The organism is Shewanella maritima, assembly GCF_004295345.1.
Classification (GTDB): Bacteria; Pseudomonadota; Gammaproteobacteria; order Enterobacterales; family Shewanellaceae; genus Shewanella; species Shewanella maritima.
The window spans coordinates 260,324-280,561 of the sequence record NZ_CP036200.1; the positions used below are offsets into that span (position 1 = coordinate 260,324).

Below are 20,238 nucleotides of genomic sequence, written 5' to 3' on the forward strand. Positions count from 1 at the left end.
ATTGACTTCCTTAGGGCTGACGATAATCCTAACCTCTCTATCACATACGCTCGCGAGAGATCTGCAACTCTTGGCTAATCTTTAAAGGTAGACTTAATTGCAATCACCTCTTCAAGGTTGTTCAAAAACAATGGTACAAGATAAGGGTCAAAGTGCTTGCCAGATTGCTCTTGTAAAAACACAGTAGCCTGTTCAATTGACCATGGCTTTTTATAAGGACGTTCAGAGGTCAGCGCATCAAACACATCAGCAATAGCGACTATTCGTGCGCACAGTGGAATATCATTACCCGACAACCCATTTGGGTAACCACTTCCGTCCCATTTTTCGTGATGGCTGATTGCCACCGTTTTAGCAAGTTTAAGTAATTCGGAATCGTCATCGCCGATAATGTCGGCGCCAATCTCGGCGTGTTTTTGCATCTCAACTCTTTCATCATCTGTCAGCCGTCCTGGTTTACATAAAATATGATCTGGTATGCCTATTTTGCCAATGTCATGCATAGGTGCGGCTTGTTTAAGTAAATCAGCTTCAAGTGCATCCATGCCACTCGCTATTGCAAGAATATGCGCATAATGACTCATCCTAATGACATGCATTCCCGTTTCATTATCTTTGTATTCAGCAGCCTTACCTAGACGCTCAATGATCTTGGTTTGAGTTTGTGTTAACGCTTTAGTGCGCTCTAAAACCTTTTTATTCAGTACCCTTGTTTGATCGTACAAAGCCAAGTGGGTTCTGACCCGACTTTTTACAATCGCTGGACTGATAGGCTTGGTAATATAATCAACCGCCCCTAATGACAGACCGAGTGTTTCATCAGATACTTCGCTATTGGCTGTGATGAAAATAATCGGAATTGATTTTGTGGTGGGGTCAGCTTTAAGCTTGCGACAAACTTCATGACCATCGACCTCTGGCATCATCACATCGAGCAAGATTAAGTCGGGTTTGCTTGGTTGCTGGCATATTTTCAGCGCAGTCGTACCGTTTAACGACGCTTTTATGGTGTACTCGTCACCGAGCACATCAGTTAACAAATGAATATTGTCCGCTACGTCATCAACTATCAGAATGGTGTGCTTTGTCATCTGTTCCCTTAAAGTTCGTGTCTAGTTTTTTCAGCTAGCTTAGTTGCGAGTTGATCTACATGCTCAACTGCACGTTCAAATTCAAACCCATCAATCATGCGATGTAGTTTTGCAACTGTTTTACGACCAGCAGCGTCCTCTAACGCACCTCGTATCAACTCAAAGTGACTCAAAGCATCAGTACTAAATGTTTCAAGTAACTGCTTAAGCTTAGCGACCTCTTCGGTCAGATTTTCTACTTGCGTAATATCAGATTGCTCAGATGCCTGATTGATTGCTCCCAATAAATATTCAAAATCAATTTTTGACATGTCAGCAATTGTGGCGGCCATTGAAGATGTCACCAGATCTAGCTCACTGGACAACTCTTCTAATGACTTGTTTTCGTGACAAGCTAACTCCAATTTGGCAGCAGCTTGTTGAATATGAGTTGCGCCTATATTTCCAGCGGCACCTTTTAATGAATGTGCCATTCGACAGGCAGACTGCTTATCTTCGGCCAACATGAGTTGGGTAAAGTTTTCAGTAAAATGCTGCTCATTATCGTGAAAAATTTTCAGCAGTTTTAAATAGAGGTCAACGTTGTTTTGGCAAATGTTAAGCCCTAGGGTTTTATCAACACCTGGGAGCTTTGGTACTAGCTCGAGTAATTCAGGGCTAACTTCAAACTGTTTGAATTTAGTCAGTGAATCGACGACTGGGCTTCGCAAAATCCATTTACTGAGCGTTGAAAATAACTCCTTTACTCTTATTGGTTTGGGAACATGATCATTCATCCCGCATGCGATCACTTTTTCTCTGTCACCAACCATTGCATTGGCCGTCATCGCAATAATAGGTAACTTATTAAATTTTTTCTGTTGTCTTATTGCTTTAGTCGCCTCATAACCATCCATCACTGGCATTTGGCAATCCATCAACACACAATCAAAATCTGCAGTTTCAAGTATATCCAGTGCTTCTTGGCCATTGTTGGCAACCGTGACTTCTATATCACTACTAACCAACAGCTCTTTCGCTAACTCCTGGTTTACAGCGTTGTCTTCCACCAATAGTATTTTCGCTCCCTCTAGGTTGCTGATAGCAAAATCAGTAAGCTTACTTGTCTTGCTCACAGGAGCACTTTCATAAGCTATACCCAGAGACGATAATATGGCTGCAATAAGCTGATTTTCGACAACTGGCTTAGTTAAAAATCCTTCAATATTGATGTTTCTAGCCGCTTCTGCCGCTTCCTCTTTGCCATAGGCTGTAACCATAATGACAGTTGGATAATGGGTGAGTTGTTGATGTGTCTGAATGATCTCTGCTGCTTTGATACCGTCCATTTCAGGCATCTTCCAATCCATTAATACTAGGTCATAAGGCGTTGTTTTATCTCTAGCTACCAGCATATCAATAGCTTTCAGCCCACTTATTGCTTCATCAACTTTGAAACCATGAACACTTAGCATTTCGAGAAGAATTTTACGTGATGACTTATTGTCATCGACAACTAGAATATGGAAGGCTTTATTCTGATCAGCACTTGGGAACTGCGCCTGTTTCTCGAAAATATGAGTTTGTAAATCACACACAAGGTTAAAATGAAAAGTGCTGCCCTCACCTTCACGGCTATCAACCCAAATATCGCCGTCCATTAGCTCAGTCAGCTTTTTGCAAATAGCAAGCCCTAATCCTGTACCACCAAACTTGCGCGTAGTAGACGTATCAGCCTGACTAAACGATGTAAATAATTGTGATTGGATTTCTGGACTTATCCCAACGCCTGTATCTCTTACTGAAAACAATAGCTTCACGCTATTTTCATCAATTTCTTGTGCGTCAACCTTAACGACTACCTCTCCTTGTTGAGTGAATTTAACTGCATTATTGGTTAGGTTTATAAGGATCTGACTAAGACGAAGCGGATCTCCCAACAGATACTTGGGTACCTGTGGAGAAATTTGGAACATCAACTCCAATCCTTTCTCTTCCGCTTTTAACCCCGCAATATTTGCTAGATTGTCAAAAATATCGTCAAGGTTAAAATCGGTATGTTCAATATTGAGCTTGCCAGCCTCAATTTTAGAAAAATCGAGTATGTCATTAATAATCCCAAGTAGTGACTCTGCCGACGAATTCACTTTCTCGATATAATTTTGCTGTTTAGAGTTCAATTCAGTTTGCAAAGCTAGATAACTCATCCCAATGATGGCATTCATTGGTGTGCGAATTTCATGGCTCATATTGGCAAGAAAATCACTTTTAGCTCTACTTGCAAGCTTGGCTTTTTCTGTCGTCTCAGCCAGTTCATGTTCAATTTGTTTACGGTATGAAATGTCAGTCAAGGTACCACTGGTGCGCACAGCAATTCCGTTTTCATCACGCAGTGATTTCGCTCTGGCCTGGAACCAAATGAGCTTTTTATTGCTGCCATAAACCCTAAATTCAATATTAAATGCCTGCTGCTGGAATATATGCGCTTTCATCGCCTCATAAGTGCGTGCAAAATCGTCAGGATGGATTAACTCATGCCAATGTTCACGGCTTGTTATAATCATATTTTCACCGACAATTTCATAGAATCGAGGCGAAAACCACATCTTTCCAGATGCTTCAAACTCCCACACGGCATCACCACTACCATGTATTGCAAGCTCAAAACGTTTTTTCGACTCCTCTAAGTCTGCAGTGCGTGCTTTGACTTGGGCTTCAAGATCTTCATTGCTCTTGTTCAGCGCCGCTTTTTGGGTACGGATAGTTTGCAATTGCTGGTTAATCGCATGCTTCATTTGATTGAAATTATTGGTTAGCGTCCCAAGTTCATCGTCACGTTTTACAATCACGTCATCGGTGTGTACCCCTACAGCGATAGACTGTGATGCATGGGTTAATTTCAAAATAGGCCTGGTTAGTACAGTGGCAAGAAATATCGCGATGATGGCCATCAAAGCAGCAAGAAATATTACGGTGACAAAGATAATCTTTCTGGTTTGCAAAATCGCATGAAATGCCTCGGACTCATCCATCTCTACCAGTAAAGCAAAGTTGATATCGCCCCACATAATGGGAGTGTAAGTCGATAGAACGGATACTCCTCGGTAATCTTTGGTGATGATGCCACCACTCTCTCCTTGCAAAGCTGCAATTGAACCTTCGGTTTTAATTGACCCTAACTCAGGATTGGCAAATGATGCTGACACTGTACGATTAACGGGGTCAAGATAAGCATCAGATCGCATCGTATAGTCTGGCCCGATCAATAAAGATTCACCGGTTTCTCCCATGCCAGAGCGTTGCTTCATTACCTCATTCACATAATCATTTGAGACTTTAAGGATTACTACACCGTGTATCTCTCCATATTGACTGGTAATTGGCGCAGATACAAAGGACAAAATTTTGTCAGCTGAGGGCCAATACTCACCAAAATCAGTAATTGACACTCCTTGTCGCCCCTTAGCGTAAGCAACTGGTAGTAAGGTGTTCGTAAACCGTTCGGATTGAACATTTTGGCCAAGTTCGTCCTCTCTCAAAACACTGTATATGATGTTGCCATCATTATTTACCAGCATCAGATCATAGTATTGATACCCGGCCAGAAACTTCTTAAAAGCATCCCCATACTCTAATGACTCAAAAAAGTTATACTGAACTTCATCCATTACTCCCTCGTCGAATGTTGAAGAAAACGCTTCAACCGAAGAACTAATCGTAGTGCTTTCCGCAAGTACGCTCACATTAGCATGCAGCGTATTAATGTAATGTTTAAGCTGGCTGTGCTTTGCCGAGCGCACATATTCAAGTTTATTAAATATGTTATTTGACAAGGTATGTTGCACGTAATCAGTGATCACTAAGCTAACAGTACTCACCGGCAGTAAACTCACCGCTAACAAAACAGTAAGAAATCGGGTTCGGATACTTGTTGATTTCAATAGATTCATTCGTTGGTACTTCCATAACTGTATGGCAACCAATCTTCAGCAGACAGAGTATCTACACCAAAGATATTCATCCTTTGCTTGGTGATCATGGGTAAATCGGGTGTAGTAATGTTTTTGTGTCCGGTGCCAGTTTCAATATGCTTGAGTAGTACTCTAAGCCCAAGAGACGCTAAAAAGGGAGTATAAGGGGCCGCCATTGCGATCTTCCCTTCTTTTATTGCATCTAATGAAGAATGAAGCTCATCATTGCTGAGTACTATCACCTTGTTTCCCCCGGCTCTGCTATTCCAACGATTAGCATCATCGATTGCTTTCACAGCGCCCATGGCCTGCTCAGCGCCAGTGCAAAACACTACGTCAATAATCGAGTGGCTAACTAACGCTTTTGCGACTTGTTGCAACGAGTCTTCTCGATCAGAGTTATTGTGAACACTTTCTATAATGTTGATTTCAGGAAAGTAGCTTAAAACTTTCAAAAAGTGCCCAGTGCGCATGGCATCGGCCGTGCTTCCAAGCGGCTTTCTTACTAAGACCACATTCGCTTTTACAGTTCCAAGCTCTTTATAAAGCCTATCTACAAGGTACATCGCTTGCTGAGCGCCATTCGCAGCAAAGTTACCTGTTATTTGTTTACTTACTCTTGCTGAGCCCACTAGCCTGTCAATCGATACAACAGGTATATTCGCTTTATATGCTCTATCTACAGGAGGCCCAGTAGGAGCCTCTTGCATTGGCCAAATCAAAATTCCATCATATTGTTGTTCAATCCAAGTATCGATATGCTTGGCTTGCACCTGATTATCAAACTGAGCATCTGCTATCGATAACTCCACGTTGGTCAACTCGTTCGCTTGCCACTGCGCAGAGGCCGCACTGTTCATTAACCACGGGTGCTCTAATCCATGAGTAGAAAAACCAATTTTGTAGGTCTTTTTAGCATCACCATAAATACCTGAATCAATTGGATAGTAATCAGTAAATGGCAGCATCAAAGTGTTACCATCAATCGGACTGATAATTTTCGTACCCATATTGGGCGTAAACTCTATGGCATCTTTTTGCGGTCTTGGGTAGCGACGCATATAGATGGGAAACGCCTGACTATTATAGAAATGAGCAACTTGATGATTTGCGTGGCTCAGCGGTAACTGCTTCCAAAAATTCAACGAAGCTTGTCCTGATAATTTTAAGCTGTCGACATACTGAATTAACTCGTTCCCTTGCAGTGATACCACCTTTTGCCAATTAATCTCTGCTTGATTACTTTGCTGTGTTTCAGGCATACGCACCTGTTCTTGCGCTTGCGCAAAACCTGTTGCAACGATGGCAGCGAACCCAAATAGCCATACTTTGATTTCTGAGTTACACATCAACATACGATCCTTAATAAGAAATTCGATGAGATTGATTACTCGAACAGAAAAAGTAAACAGATTGTTATAACAGCATATTTTTCAAACGAGTTAAAGCTTGCAATGGGAACAGTGTACTGTTGCGCTTTAAGTCAAGTTATTGGTATGCGATCGAAAAACACACTAAAACAATTGTGATATCGATTTGATGCTAATAAACGTTTACTATCAGCCGAGGCTTTACGTTGACTCTTCGGACAGTCGGCTTCAAACAACTTCTTACTCTGTAGCAATAATGAATGCGTCAAGGGACCAAGATACACAGGCCACTATTTTGGGCACGACTAGGTCACCTAATCATATAAGGCATTGATTTGAATTAGGTATATTTTTTAGATCGATTTCATATGTACTCTACCATGTACACATTTCTCCCAAATTCAACTTTCAAACACTCTACAAGCTTGATGATCTAGACTCTGCTTTTTTCACTCACCTATTTGTTAACATGCTTATGGCTGATAATTAAAAAACTCGCTAAAGACCAAAAAGATAAAGCGGTAAAAATAGATACTTTGCTATTTATTACTTGTAAAAGAGCGAAAGTCGCAATCAAGCAGCACACTTTGGTCTACAAAAGTAGAACAAAAAATGCCGCTATCAATAAGCGGCATTTTTAACACATTGTTTAAAATATTAATTTACAACTGAAATTTGATTAGTCTTGTTGCACTGTTGCTTCGGCAGAACTAGAGTAAATCGTACTTAGATCGTCACCCACTGCATAACTTTCGAAGTCCTCAGATAGCACTGCCGTATTGTTTGCATCAGCGATAACAATGTCATCAGCGAGTAACTCTTTTGCTGACTCTTTCGAAGAGCTACCAATACGGATTTGATACGTCTCTGTCGCAGTCCCTGTATTAATGGCAACATAAGGACCGTAGAAGGTTGTGCCACCATCAATTGAAAGTGAATAACCCGTTGCTGTCCATTCAAGCACTACATCAATGTCCGTATCGTTTGTATGCGTTAAGCCATCAATAACCTGCTGCGATTTTGCTGCATCGCGATACTTAACCTTACCATCATTACTAAAGATTATTTCGCCAGTTAGGTTACTTGAAGAGGCAGAACCACCATAAATACTAATGTAAGCGGTATTATCTTCATCAACACCGGGTGTAGCAGTGAAGCCAGCAATGGCTTGAAGCTTAATGCTTGCAGAAATAGAACCTTCAGCAAGAGCCGCTGTTGTTAAACGTAACTCAGCATCGGCGTCTGTTGTTGTGTCAGCCATTCTAGCAACTTTATTTACACTCGTTCCCGCTATGGTCCTAACAGTTGCTTCAGCAGAGCTTGAGTAAGTAGAGCTTAAATCTTCACCGTCAGCATAACTTTCAAAGTCTTCAGATAATACTGCCATATCTGTTTCATCAGCAATGACGACATCATCAGCGAGTAATTCTTTTGCTGACTCTTTAGAAGAGCTACCAATACGGATTTGATACGTTTCTGTTGCTGTACCTGTATTGATTGCTTCATATGGGCCGTAGAAGGTTGTACCACCATCAATTGAAACTGAATAACCTGTTGCAGTCCAATCGATAACAACGTCAATATCGGTATCATCAAAATAAGTTAAGCCTTCAATGGTTTGCTGCGATTTTGCTGCATCACGATATTTAACCTTACCGTCTTTAGCAAAGATTATTTCGCCAGTTAAGTTACTTGAAGAAGCTGAGCCGCCGTAAATACTGATGTAAGCGGTATTATCTTCAGAAACACCTGGTGTAGCAGTGAAACCATCAATTGCTTGTAGCTTAATGGTTGCAGAAATAGAGCCTTCAGCAAGTGGATCTGTGGTTAAACGTAGCTCGGCATCGGCGTCTGTTGTAGTATCAGCCATTCTAGCAACATTGTTTGCTCCGGTATCAACAACAACTGTGCCTGTAATAGTGATAATTAATTCAGCGGTAGTACCATCCAAAGATTCAATAGTAAAGGTATCGATTTCACTTTCACCAACAACAAGTGCTGCAATAACGGGATCAGCAGTATTAAGTGAATATGTCCAAGAGCCATCTTCTAATATTGCTAATGAACCGTATGTACCCATTAAGGTTGCCTGAACAATAAATGCTTCGCCTTCATCTGGGTCAAGTACACTTACCAAACCTGTAGTCGTTGCTTCATCAGCTGCAATTCTTCCCGTTAAATCAAAGAATACTGCTGGTGTAGGCTCTTCTGTGCCCTCACCTGCATCAAATACAATAACTTCTGAGTAAATAGCTAAGCCGTACTTGCTGTCTACACCATCTAAAGTCTCACCTGCATCATAGCTTTCAAAGTCATCTGAAAACACGCTTGCAGTGCCAGCGGTATCAGAAAATACTTCAATGTTATCAACATAGAAAGAACCGAAAGGAATCGTTCTATCATTATCACCAAATCTAAATTGGATAGCTTTAACACCATCAGCAAACCACTGGTCTAAGCTTGTATAATCAGAGTCAACAACTGCTGCAGTAGAGAATGAACCTCCACCAATCACTACCCCATCAATAGTCACTGTGATTTGATCTGCTTGATCTAAGTCCCATTCGATTTCTACATCATAAAACTGCTCTTCAACAAATGGTGCAGTGATAATATTGCCAGGATAAGCGTCACTGTCAGTATTTCGAACAAAGAAACGAGGTTCAATTACAGTACCATCGGCTTGAGTTTGAGTTCCTTGAATACGCAAATCTACAAGCGATTCACTAGAACTACCAGATGAACCATAAAGCGTAATATAAGCATCTTTAATATTTCCATCACTACCAAGCGCAACCTCTTTAGATATAGATGCAGTCAGCTTACCTTGACGAAGGTTATCAACGCTAAATCTAATCTCACCCGTATCGCCGCCTGTATCGCTTATTTTTACAACTTGAGTAAGTGAAGCAACACGAATAACAATATCAGCAGTCGTACCATCAATAGAAGCGATAGTGATTGAGTCTGTTACAGATTCACCTAGTTCAAGGCTCGCTAAAGTGTCATTTGCAGTGTCAACCGTGTAAGACCAGCTACCGTTGGCGCTAATACTAAAAGAACCATAATCAAGTGCTACATCAGTTTGAGCAACAAAAGCATCTTCTTCAAAGTTTGGATCAATAATGGTGAGTGAACCAGTTAGTGGATTAACAGCAGTATGTTGAACAGTACCGCCAAATTCACCTTCGATGATTGCAGCAACAGGGTCATTGTTATAACCAACAGCGGCTCCAATTACATTAAGTAGCTCCTCATCAACAGAACCAGCAACTTGTGAAGTCGTTTGTAAATTAATTTGTGCTGTCTCAAGTGTCACTAAAGACACTTCAGAAAAAGAGCCATCAGCGACGTCACTAGCAAGTTGTTCCATAACGGTAGATAAATCTGCGTCTGCGTTGTCTGCATCAACTTGTGATAGTAGCGCTAGCACAGAACCATATCTATCGGCATCTTCAGCACCATCAGCACCAAGTTCAACAGTACCAACTAAAGTAGGAAGCACCTCTGTTGTATCAAAACGAATACCAAAACGACCATTAATTATCTCAGCTGCTTCAGCAAACTGGTTTAAATCACTACCCGCGTTTTGAACAGCCATTTCGGTTAAAGGTGAGACAACATAGGTAGGTATTACGAGTATTAAATCTCCATTTTCATCTGTGGCATCATTACCCTCTTCATCTTTAGCAACTCTAAATTCATCGACAGTCACTACAGATCGTAGTTGAGGAGCATTTAAGGTTAAACCTGTTGATTCGTCAGTATAAGTACCACCAGTACAAGTAATTAAACCTAAACCTTCGAAGTGTACGTCGATAAATGTAACGCCACCTGAAGCGTCAGAGGTTGCAGTGCCTTGCGCAGGAAGAACTGCAGCACCACTATCATCAACTTCAAATATGTCGCAGTTTGCACCATCAATAGGGCCCTTAATAATGCTAGCTGAAACATTTAGGGTTGGGTTGATAGTAGGTGTTGATGCACCTACACCTTCTGTAAAGCCTGCATTATCGGTATAATTGGCAGAAACAGATATGATTGTGCCTTCGTCGGCTTCAGTAATTGTGTAAGATGTGCCAATAGTACCTGTTGACCAAACGTATGTAATGGTGTCTTCTTTAATTCCGTCAGCATCAGTAGCTATTGCAGAGAGCGTGGCGCCAGCATAAAAGTCGCTTCCGATTATTTCTATACTACCGCGAGTATTAGCATCGAGTTCAGCACCGTCATCACCGCCACAACCTACTAGGCCTGTCGCAATGATGAGCGGTAAAAGTAATTTATTATTCATTTTTATTACTCCAAAAAGATTCTTTCTTCAAATTAGCTTGTTTTAGTTAAGAACTAGACTTGGCTAGTACTTAAAGCTGACACCTGCGAACAGGCGTGGACCATAATCACTTACTTGACCCAAGTTACCTTTGACATAGAAGTCATCACTGCGAGGTTCGCTGAACAAGTTAATTGCTGAAAATTTAACACGAACGTGTTTATTGATTTTGTATGCCGCACGAGCTTCCCAAGTACCTGCCTCATCAACATAACGCAGTCTTGTGCCGTTAGAAGTGTAAGGTTGGAAGTATTCGCTGCGATACTTATAGATAAGCGCAGTATCAAAATCGCCTATTTGGTAGTAAACCTGACCATTGAATACATGCTCAGAAAATCCGGGGACTGAGGCAGGTGGAACAATACCTGCGGTAAGCTGAGTGGTTACACCGTCTAAATCAGTTGTAAAGGTATTACCGTAGTTACTATCTTCAAATTCATAGGTAGTATCTGCATAGTTATAACCAAACTTCACACCAATCCCTAAATCCCAACGATACGAGAATGTCGCTTCGAAACCATAAAGGTCACTTTTTTCCTCAGTCGTTACTGAATTAGTTATAGGTAAAACAACTTCCACACCGTCAACGGTAAACGTCTCTAATTGTGTTTGCTGTTGGAAACCACCATTAAATTGCTTGTAGTAAACACCTAAAGCAACAATAGCATCGTCGCTTGGGTACCATTCAGCAGCAAGATCATAGTTCCATGACATTAATGGTTTAAGTTCAGGGTTACCAGAGCCATTTGCACCCACTAACAAGTCTTCAACGGATTGAGGGTCATCAGAGTCATCGGTTACAAATGTGCGGCTATAACCCATATCAGATGGATCGGCACGTGACATACCTCGGTAAATGCCGGCCCTTAGGAGAATATTATCATCATAATCAACAACTAAGTTAAAGCTTGGTAGTACTTCAGTGTAATCGCCACCACTTTCAATTTGTTCAATAGTGCCATTTGGTACTAGAGATACCACACCTGTGACCGGATCTGTAACAACGTCAAAACCTTCTCTAAAACCAATAGAGTTAACATCAGTATTTACTACACGCACACCAAAGTTACCGCGAACAAATTTATCAAACATTTCAGTGTCGTAATTAAGCATTGCATAAGCAGAGGTAGTTTGTTCTGTTACGTCAATAGTACCCGCATTCTCGTATATCACCTCTGGATAGGCGAATTCGCCGCCTTGTGATGCTGCTAATGCTTGAGAGAAACACTCGTTATCGTAAGTTGCCCATGAATTGCCTGTACCGCTTTCAACAACATTACCTGAGCTGTCAACATGGGTGATAATATTACCGTCAGAAACACTAGATAAAAAATCACTCTCAGGGAAGGCTATTTGACAACCTTCAAGTACATCGATGGCCGACGTTGCAGATTCATCTAAATTGTATGTCGTTCTTGAGCCGTTACCGTTAGTGCCACCAAATTGAACAAATGTTAGTTCAGAAACGCGAACGCCAGCTTGAACGCTTCTAAAAACATCACTGTCTAGATAATATTGAACGTCAACGCGTGCACCCATAATTTCGTTGTCGCGAACATTTTCTCTGTCGAGGCGAGTGCGAAGACTATCTGTAAAATTGGAAATATCAGTCACATCAAAATCAGTCACTGTGAAATGAGGAATATGTTCTCCTAAATCCCAAGATATGAAAGGACGAGAGCTCGTTCTTCCTCGGTTAGTTATTTGTAGTTCTTCACGGCTGGTTTTAGAATAGCCAAGGTCAACACTAATCTTTAGATCATCAGAGTAAAAATGTTCTACGTTCAAGCCATATCCACGATAGTTTTCTTCACGCGAAAATTGCTCGCCCGCAGATTCGATGCGTTCTTCACCTTCCCAATGTAAAATACCGCCAACATCGTTTGTGATCAGATTTTGTCCCGTTACACCTGGCGTAACGCGCTTTTGTAAGAAAATTAAATCATGACGCGCTTCTGCTTGGGTACGATCTGAAAATTGTGCGTCAAAATTGATATCCCATTTTTCTGAGGGTTGGTATTGCAGAGCAAAGAATAAAGCGTCTCTTTTATCTGATGTTTCATTTTGACGGAAGCTTCGGCTTGAACCAGTCCATGCATATTCTCTGCCTTCATCTACTGCAAGACCTGTTTCTGGATCAATATCATTATTATAACCTTGGTTACTAAATGAACCATCAACGCTATCTTCACAATCGCCCGCTGAGCTGCGGAAAAAACCGGTATTGGTATCGGTTGGATCATTCAAACATGCCCACAAAGATGAACCGGTTGGGCTTGAGCTCCTATATTCAGCTTCTGGCTGGCTAATATCTTGACGTTGAAAACCTACACTCAAACCAAATGCTTGGCCGTTATCAAATTCAAATTGGTCAACATAGCTTAGTGTTCCACGGTAGCCCAAATCATCTTGAAGTGAACTGTCAACGTTGGCTTGGTCTGGGTTGTAATTAGCTTTTACTTCAGCCTGAAAACGTTGCTTACCAAATTCTAAAGGCTTAAGTGTCTCCAATGAAATAAGACCGGCAACCCCACCTTCAATCATTGAGGCGTCTTGTGTTTTATAAATAGCCACTTTCTGCATCAGTTCTGATGGGAACTGAGAAAAGTTAACTGAACGGTCACCACTACCATTGGTCGCTTCACGGCCATTGATGTTAGTGGCACTTAAGAATGGACCTAAACCACGAATACTGATTTCAGTAGCACCACCATTTTCACGGTGCGATGATGCACCCGTTAATGATTCTAGCGCCTCAGCAATTGAAAGTGCAGGTAAATCACCAATATCTGAAGCAGATAAACCGTCTACAACCGTGGTAGACTCGCGCTTTATTGCAATTTGGTCTTGAATTGTTCTACGTGTACCAACAATTGCAATAACCTCTATATCATCCTTAGCTTTATCTAGATTTTCAGTTTCGGCTTCTTGTGCTGTAGCCGAAAATGCAAAAGAGCTAGTTACAGAAGTAAATGCAGCAAGCTTCAACCATTTTGCGATAGGTGAAAGCTTGAACTTCCCTATTTTAAGGATGGGTTGTGTTTTTTTACTTAATTTCGTCGACATACCGTACTTCCCCTTAGTATTTTAATGCCATTTATTGATATATTTTTATTGCAAACAGGTTACTACCATTAAATTCTTATATTCATTTTTGCAAGCGGTAAATACCATCAAACTATTATACTTTAATTAGAGTTATATCAATTAAAATAGACGAAACCCTAAAACCTCCAAAATATTAATCCAAATAAAAATGCAACCCAAAAACCATAGTTACGAGTTATGAATTTAGAATTATAAGTTGATACTTTAATTGCGCTAAAACTTGTACCCTTTATGCGTGTTATGGATATGATAGAAAGTGGCTTGTACATAATCACCATCAGCGCCGTCATTGTTTTGATTATAAACACCCGCTTTAAAGTACATATACTGATTACTAGCACTATAACCACTATCTTTCATATCGTAGTATTTAGTAATATTAGGCTTACCTTCCCTGATGATAGTGACGAACAACACTTCATCTATGACGGAAATTTTATAAGAGAATTTTTCGTTTAAGGCGATGCCGTCATCAGGGTCTGATAAAGTATGTGAACGTGAGCCAATCATATTTATCCAAATATCATCACCACCATTTATTTCATGGGCAAAATAAATAGCCCCTTTCGAGTTGTCTGGTAATTTTCGGTAATATAAACGAATAGGTTCGTCATCCGTCGCGTGAATTTGCCCGATGACCACGCGTCCAACCTTTTTTACATCACCTGTGGTAGATACTCGGTTTATTGCCAAAGTCCCTTCCAAACTGCCTTCGACAGCGCCAGACTTAGCTTTTGCTGAACCATGCGCGTTACTGAAAACCCAGTTATTCTTTGTCAGGCCACGCGTTTTTATTCGACTATTACCCCTACGTAGCATTTCGCGTAATTCGGTTCTCGCATATTTGGTGTTTTTTGAGGTTTTGGCACCAACGTTTGGGCAAGCGAAGACCAAGCCACCATCATCTGCTGTATAAAAAAATGGCTTTAAGCTAAAGCCCTTAGCTAATGATTTCTCATAGACGGTATCAGCTTTTTTATCTTTGTTGAGATCGGTTGGCAACGTTAACGACCAATCGAGTAAATCAAAATTTTCACCTGGCTTTTTATGCGGATCGAGTTTTGACAAATCCCCCAGTAAAACACCTTCAGCAAGGCTAGTGTGTGACTTGGGAATAAGCGTATTTTCCTCAACTTCCTGAGCATTGAGTGATGCGCTAAAAACAGCTAAAGCAAACGCGAGCACTGCGAAAACGTCACACATTTTATTTTGAAAATGTCGGTAAGATTTATATGTGTTAATATTGAAATCCTTTATAATTTACGATCTCTTTGTTGAATATGTTCGTGTATTGTTCGGCTTAACTATTTTCAAATCTTACTTAGAACACCTATATTCGGTGCATATAGTGTTGCACCTAAACATGAACTTAACCAACCCTAAAAAACGCAATATAAATAGATGAGACGTTGCTTCTAATTAACGCCGCTTCTAATTACCACCGCTTCTAATTAACACCAAAAATTATCTAAGTTCGTTGTAATAAGAAGCAGAACTCTTTGTCGCATATGATCAAAGAGCTGTGATTAATCGTTATACATACAGGGCGAGTTCCTGAACATTTTATCGCGCGATTTATTATGAGGTTTATAAGCTTTATGAGCTTTATGAGCTTTATGAGCTTTATGAGCTTTATGAGCTTTATGAGCTTTATGAGCTTTGAGTAAGCAAGCCTATTTAGCAGGGATGCTCAAGCGAAGCTAGCAAGGATGATTTTACGGCGTCTTGCGCATTCAAAGTTCAACAACTCTTAGCACATGATTGATAATCAATCACTCATGCGCTCGCCTTGGTTGTACATAGAATCATATACAACTTCCCCCACACAGCTACACACCTAACAACTCGCTCACACCTGTAACCTCTAATTAACAAAAATATAACCACCACGACACACCATTGTCAACCAAAAACAGCACACAAAACATTACCAAAAACAAAAATTGGTTGTAACAGAGGTACAAAAAGGACTAACGCATTGGTTTGACATGCGTTCACCAAACATAAAGAGACTGTATAAACAAACACTTACAGAAAAGCCAAGCAATTATTGTTGAGTAGTTTTTATATTCGCTACCAATGGATATGACAACATTACCAAATAGCAGAACAAAGCTAATCAGTGCGTCAGCTGTATTCCAAATTCACAACAGGTTATTACCAATTTCCATGCTGGTAATTCCAATCGACAAATTGGTATTACCGATTTGTATACGGGTAGTACCAAGTTTCACACAGGTGTTACCATCAGATGATGTAATGCGATTGCAGTTCAGAACTAATGTGCAGATTATAAGCAGTACGATAATTCGAATTGATTGTGATTTATCATCAATGCTCTTGCTGAACGAAGCTACGCTGTCAGGCGCATTAGTGCTTATTTCGAAGCATGTCCCGATAACCTTTTCGAAAATGGAATATCTCTGCGGTCAATATGTCTCCGCCATTGGCTAGCTTGGCTGAAAGGCTTGCTGTGCAAGCTGAGGTTTGGAATAACCCGCCGCCAACAAACTCAATAAGGTGTTGAATTGATTGCGGAGTAACACTCACTTCAACAGGTCGATATTTTGAACCACCTGAAGCGTCATTCATCCATGTAAAGTTAACAGTTAGGCTTTTAACTAAGCTAGGCGCCTGCTTGCCGCGTCCCCCTTGCTTACGTGCATCGGCCTAAACTTACTCGAACAGCTTTGCCGTTAAGCCTGCACCAGTACTGAAACATGATGGAACCAATGGGTGTGACACGCTCGCTAAGGCCGTCACGATTTTTGATTCCTGGGCTGCCATTGTATGCACTGCCATTAATTGCAGGTAACTGCATGTCAGCTAAGGACACTTTAGGGGAGTCGGTGTACATTTTTATGAAACAACCTTAACCCCCAAGTTCCTAAATGTACGCAGATTGGCTTAATGCAAGATAAGTCAAAGTGAATTAAAATGATGAGAGCGCAACATTTTTAAAGCTTAAGCTATTTATTTAAGCGATTAAAACGAAGAAAAAGAAAGATCAAACAAATGAATAAAAACGATAGCGAGAGCCCGTCTATTTTTTGGCATGACTACGAGACCTTTGGTGCAAACCCAGCAAAAGACAGACCTTCCCAATTTGCGGGGATCAGAACCGATTTAGATCTCAATATCATTGGCGAGCCAGAGACATTTTACTGCAAAATTGCTCCTGACTACCTTCCAGCACCCGAAGCAATATTAGTCACAGGGATCACCCCGCAACTAGCCAATCTTAAAGGCAGCCCAGAAGCTGAATTTATGGCGAAGATTAATCGTCTATTTGCCACGCCAAATACCTGTGTTGCTGGCTACAATTCGATTCGTTTTGACGATGAGGTCAGCCGCTATGGCTTTTATCGTAACTTTATCGACCCTTATGCACGTGAATGGCAACACGGCAACTCTCGTTGGGATATTATTGATTTGGTCAGAGCCTGTTATGCGTTTAGACCTGAAGGTATTGAATGGCCAATGGGTGAAAACGGTGCACCAAGCTTTAAGCTAGAGCTACTCACCCAGGCAAATGGTTTAAGTCACGAGAAAGCCCACGACGCAATGTCAGATGTTTACGCCACCATTGATATGGCAAAGCTCATCAAGCAAAAGCAGCCTAAGTTGTTTGATTACTACTTTAACTTGCGCCGTAAACAAGCAGTAGCTGAACAAATTGATGTACTCAAAATGACGCCGCTAGTCCATGTGAGTAGTAAAATTAGCTCTGCCCAAGGGTGCACCACCTTAATAGCTCCCGTTGCGTACCACCCAACCAATAAAAATGCGGTTATTTGCGTTAACCTTGCTATGGATATTGAGCCTTTGCTGTCACTCACTCCAGAGGAAATCGTTGAGCGTATGTACACGCCAAGAGCGCAGCTCAACGAAGAGCAGCTACCGGTTGGCGTCAAGCTGGTGCACCTTAATAAGTGCCCATTTATTGGTCCAACAAAGCTACTTGATGAAAAAGTCTGTGATCACATTAATTTCGATATCGAATTTGCCAGAGAGCAATTTAGAAAGCTAAGGCAGAATACTGAAATTCGCGAGAAGCTAAATGCGGTATTTGAAATCGAATCAGACCGCGCTGAAATCACTGACCCTGATCTTATGCTCTACAGCGGCGGCTTCTTTAGCCCTGCGGATAAATCTAAAATGGAGATTATTCAGCGCACAGCCCCAGAGCACCTGGCAGCACTTGATCTGCAGTTTGAAGACCAAAGAATTAATCAAATGCTGTTTCGATATCGCGCACGGAATTATCCAGCAACCTTGTCTGATGAAGAATCGCTCAAATGGCGAGAGTTTTGCCAGCAACGCTTATCAGATCCCGATTATGTGATAAACCTAGAAAACTTGGTCGAAGAAACCAGCCAAAATGAACACAAACAAAAATTACTAAAAGCCCTATTCCAATACCTACAATCGTTATAGTAAGTGAATACAAGGAAAGGAATATGCAAGATAGATTTGCACCTGCGTTAAACCAATTACCACAAGAATTAGCCACTGCCATCGTCCCGATTTTGAACGAGCAGTTTAATGGTCACATTAGCGCCGAGCAGCTAGCCAACTTAAGTGAGCAAACCAAGCTAGAAACTAATGAGTTGTTGCTTGCGCTATTACCTATTGCGGCAGCACTAGCAAGCCCTGAACTCAGCCAGTTTTTTGTTGGCGCGATAGTCAAAGGTCGCTCAGGCAACATATATATGGGAGCCAACCTAGAACTTCCAGGTGAAGCACTGTTTCACACGGTACACGCCGAGCAAAGCGCTATTAGTCATGCTTGGCTTGCCGGTGAAAAACACATTGAAGCCATCATTATTAACTTCAGCCCTTGTGGCCATTGTCGCCAATTCATCAATGAATTAATTGAGGGGCAAGATGTGACTATTCACCTTCCTAATCAAAGGCCACAAAAGCTGTCCCACTATCTGCCCTATGCTTTTGGTCCTGCAGATTTACAAGTGACTCAACCGTTATTGACTGAGCAGAACCTCAATTTTGTATTGCCTAGTGATGACCCTGTTATCATTGAAGCGCTTGAGCAGCTCAATACTAGCTATGCTCCTTATACGCAAAGTCATGGCGCTGTCACACTGCAGATGGCTGATGGTAAAATCCTTTGTGGACGATATGCTGAAAACGCCGCGTTTAATCCATCAATGCAACCAATGCAAATGGCGCTGACTAACCTTGTCCGCAGTAATTACCAATTCAGCGACATTAAACGCGCGGTACTAATCGAGTCTGCAGCAGGGAAAATTAGTTTAGTTGGTGCGGCAATGGATGCGCTTCATTCGGTCGCGGCTGTTGAGCTAGAGCATTTAGTGGCTGAGCCACAAACCTAGTGCGACTCAACGAGTAAAGCTATTTATAGGCTAAAGCTATTAGCATATTTGCTTTGTTGCAAACGGTCATAGTAAAAATAAAGGACAGCATTTGCTGTCCTTTTGTTTTGTTAATAAGCAGTGCTGTACGACTAACTCGTTGACATACAAACTCAGTTAACTGCGAGTTTTCTCTAAACGCGCCATTAAGCTTGATGTGTCCCAGCGATTGCCTTTCATTGCTTGCACTTCTGAATAGAATTGATCCACAAGCGCGGCGACAGGTAAATGACTGCCATTTCTGCGCGCTTCTTCAAGCGCGATGCCTAAATCTTTGCGCATCCAATCGATAGCAAATCCAAAGTCATACTCGCCTTCCCACATGGTTTGATAGCGATTTTCCATTTGCCAGCTTTGCGCGGCGCCTTTGCTGATAACCTCAACAACCTTAGGGCCGTCTAAGCCGGCGCTGCGAGCAAAATGCAGTCCTTCTGCCAAACCTTGAACCACCCCGGCAATGCAAATTTGGTTCACCATTTTGGTTAACTGACCACTGCCCACTTCACCCAGCAGCTCTGCGCAGCGGCTGTATGCGTCAATGACAGGTTTAACCTGATCAAAATCTTTTTGTTCACCACCCATCATCACAGTTAGTACGCCGTTTTCAGCACCAGCTTGACCGCCAGATACAGGCGCATCCATAAAGCGAATATTATTTTTGGCAAGTTTGGTCGCTAGCTCTCTGGCGACATCGGCAGATGCTGTTGTGTGATCGACTAAAATACTGCCACTTTTCATGCTTTGAGCGACACCATGTTCACCAATCACCACCTGACGCAAGTCATCATCGTTACCAACACAAGTGAACACGATGTCTTGCTCTGCAGCAGCCTGTTTTGGCGTTGACGCAAACTCACCGCCATATTGAGCAACCCACTTTTCCGCTTTAGCGGTAGTACGATTGTATACAGTAACTTGATGGCCGTTTTCTTGTAGAAAACCCGCCATCGGGTAGCCCATTACTCCTAGGCCAATGAATGCAACCTTTGCCAT

At 41.6% G+C, this 20,238-nt stretch carries 10 protein-coding genes; 2 read left to right on the plus strand and 8 right to left on the minus strand.

Features of this window, described 5'->3' with window-relative positions; genetic code table 11:
- Window positions 1-74: 74 nt before the first annotated feature.
- From EXU30_RS01235 to EXU30_RS01265, 7 genes are all read right to left on the minus strand, one after another.
- Window positions 75-1,091 (minus strand): HD domain-containing phosphohydrolase, encoded by a 1,017-nt coding sequence (locus EXU30_RS01235; RefSeq protein ID WP_130597445.1) that lies wholly within the window; start codon window positions 1,089-1,091, stop codon window positions 75-77.
- Window positions 1,092-1,099: 8 nt separating this feature from the next.
- On the minus strand, window positions 1,100-5,020 hold the full coding sequence (locus tag EXU30_RS01240) for a response regulator (protein ID WP_130597446.1): 3,921 nt from the start codon (window positions 5,018-5,020) through the stop codon (window positions 1,100-1,102).
- The gene (locus EXU30_RS01245) at window positions 5,017-6,390 is read right to left on the minus strand and encodes a sugar ABC transporter substrate-binding protein (RefSeq protein WP_165398946.1); all 1,374 of its coding nucleotides are present in this window, start codon (window positions 6,388-6,390) and stop codon (window positions 5,017-5,019) included. Before EXU30_RS01245 ends, EXU30_RS01240 begins: the two co-directional genes overlap by 4 nt.
- A gap of 700 nt (window positions 6,391-7,090) precedes the next feature.
- The gene (locus EXU30_RS01250) at window positions 7,091-10,705 is read right to left on the minus strand and encodes a VCBS domain-containing protein (protein WP_130597448.1); all 3,615 of its coding nucleotides are present in this window, start codon (window positions 10,703-10,705) and stop codon (window positions 7,091-7,093) included.
- 63 nt (window positions 10,706-10,768) lie between these two features.
- Window positions 10,769-13,810 carry a TonB-dependent receptor gene (locus EXU30_RS01255; RefSeq protein ID WP_130597449.1) on the minus strand — a complete coding sequence of 1,014 codons (3,042 nt, stop codon included), beginning with the start codon at window positions 13,808-13,810 and terminating at the stop codon, window positions 10,769-10,771.
- Window positions 13,811-14,065: 255 nt separating this feature from the next.
- Window positions 14,066-14,968 carry a polysaccharide lyase family 7 protein gene (locus tag EXU30_RS01260; RefSeq protein ID WP_423213391.1) on the minus strand — a complete coding sequence of 301 codons (903 nt, stop codon included), beginning with the start codon at window positions 14,966-14,968 and terminating at the stop codon, window positions 14,066-14,068.
- Between the two features lie 1,254 nt (window positions 14,969-16,222).
- Window positions 16,223-16,444 carry a hypothetical protein gene (locus tag EXU30_RS01265; RefSeq protein WP_130597451.1) on the minus strand — a complete coding sequence of 74 codons (222 nt, stop codon included), beginning with the start codon at window positions 16,442-16,444 and terminating at the stop codon, window positions 16,223-16,225.
- Window positions 16,445-16,867: 423 nt separating this feature from the next.
- Here EXU30_RS01265 and sbcB point away from each other — a divergent pair, with 423 nt between their 5' ends.
- Both sbcB and cdd read left to right on the plus strand, forming a co-directional pair.
- On the plus strand, window positions 16,868-18,289 hold the full coding sequence (gene sbcB, locus EXU30_RS01270; protein ID WP_130597452.1) for an exodeoxyribonuclease I: 1,422 nt from the start codon (window positions 16,868-16,870) through the stop codon (window positions 18,287-18,289).
- Between the two features lie 23 nt (window positions 18,290-18,312).
- Window positions 18,313-19,206, plus strand: coding sequence for a cytidine deaminase (gene cdd, locus EXU30_RS01275; protein ID WP_130597453.1), 894 nt, complete (start codon window positions 18,313-18,315; stop codon window positions 19,204-19,206).
- 156 nt (window positions 19,207-19,362) lie between these two features.
- On the opposite strand, the gene EXU30_RS01280 is transcribed toward cdd, so the two are convergent.
- Complete coding sequence (locus EXU30_RS01280; protein WP_130597454.1) at window positions 19,363-20,238, minus strand: NAD(P)-dependent oxidoreductase; 876 nt, start codon at window positions 20,236-20,238, stop codon at window positions 19,363-19,365.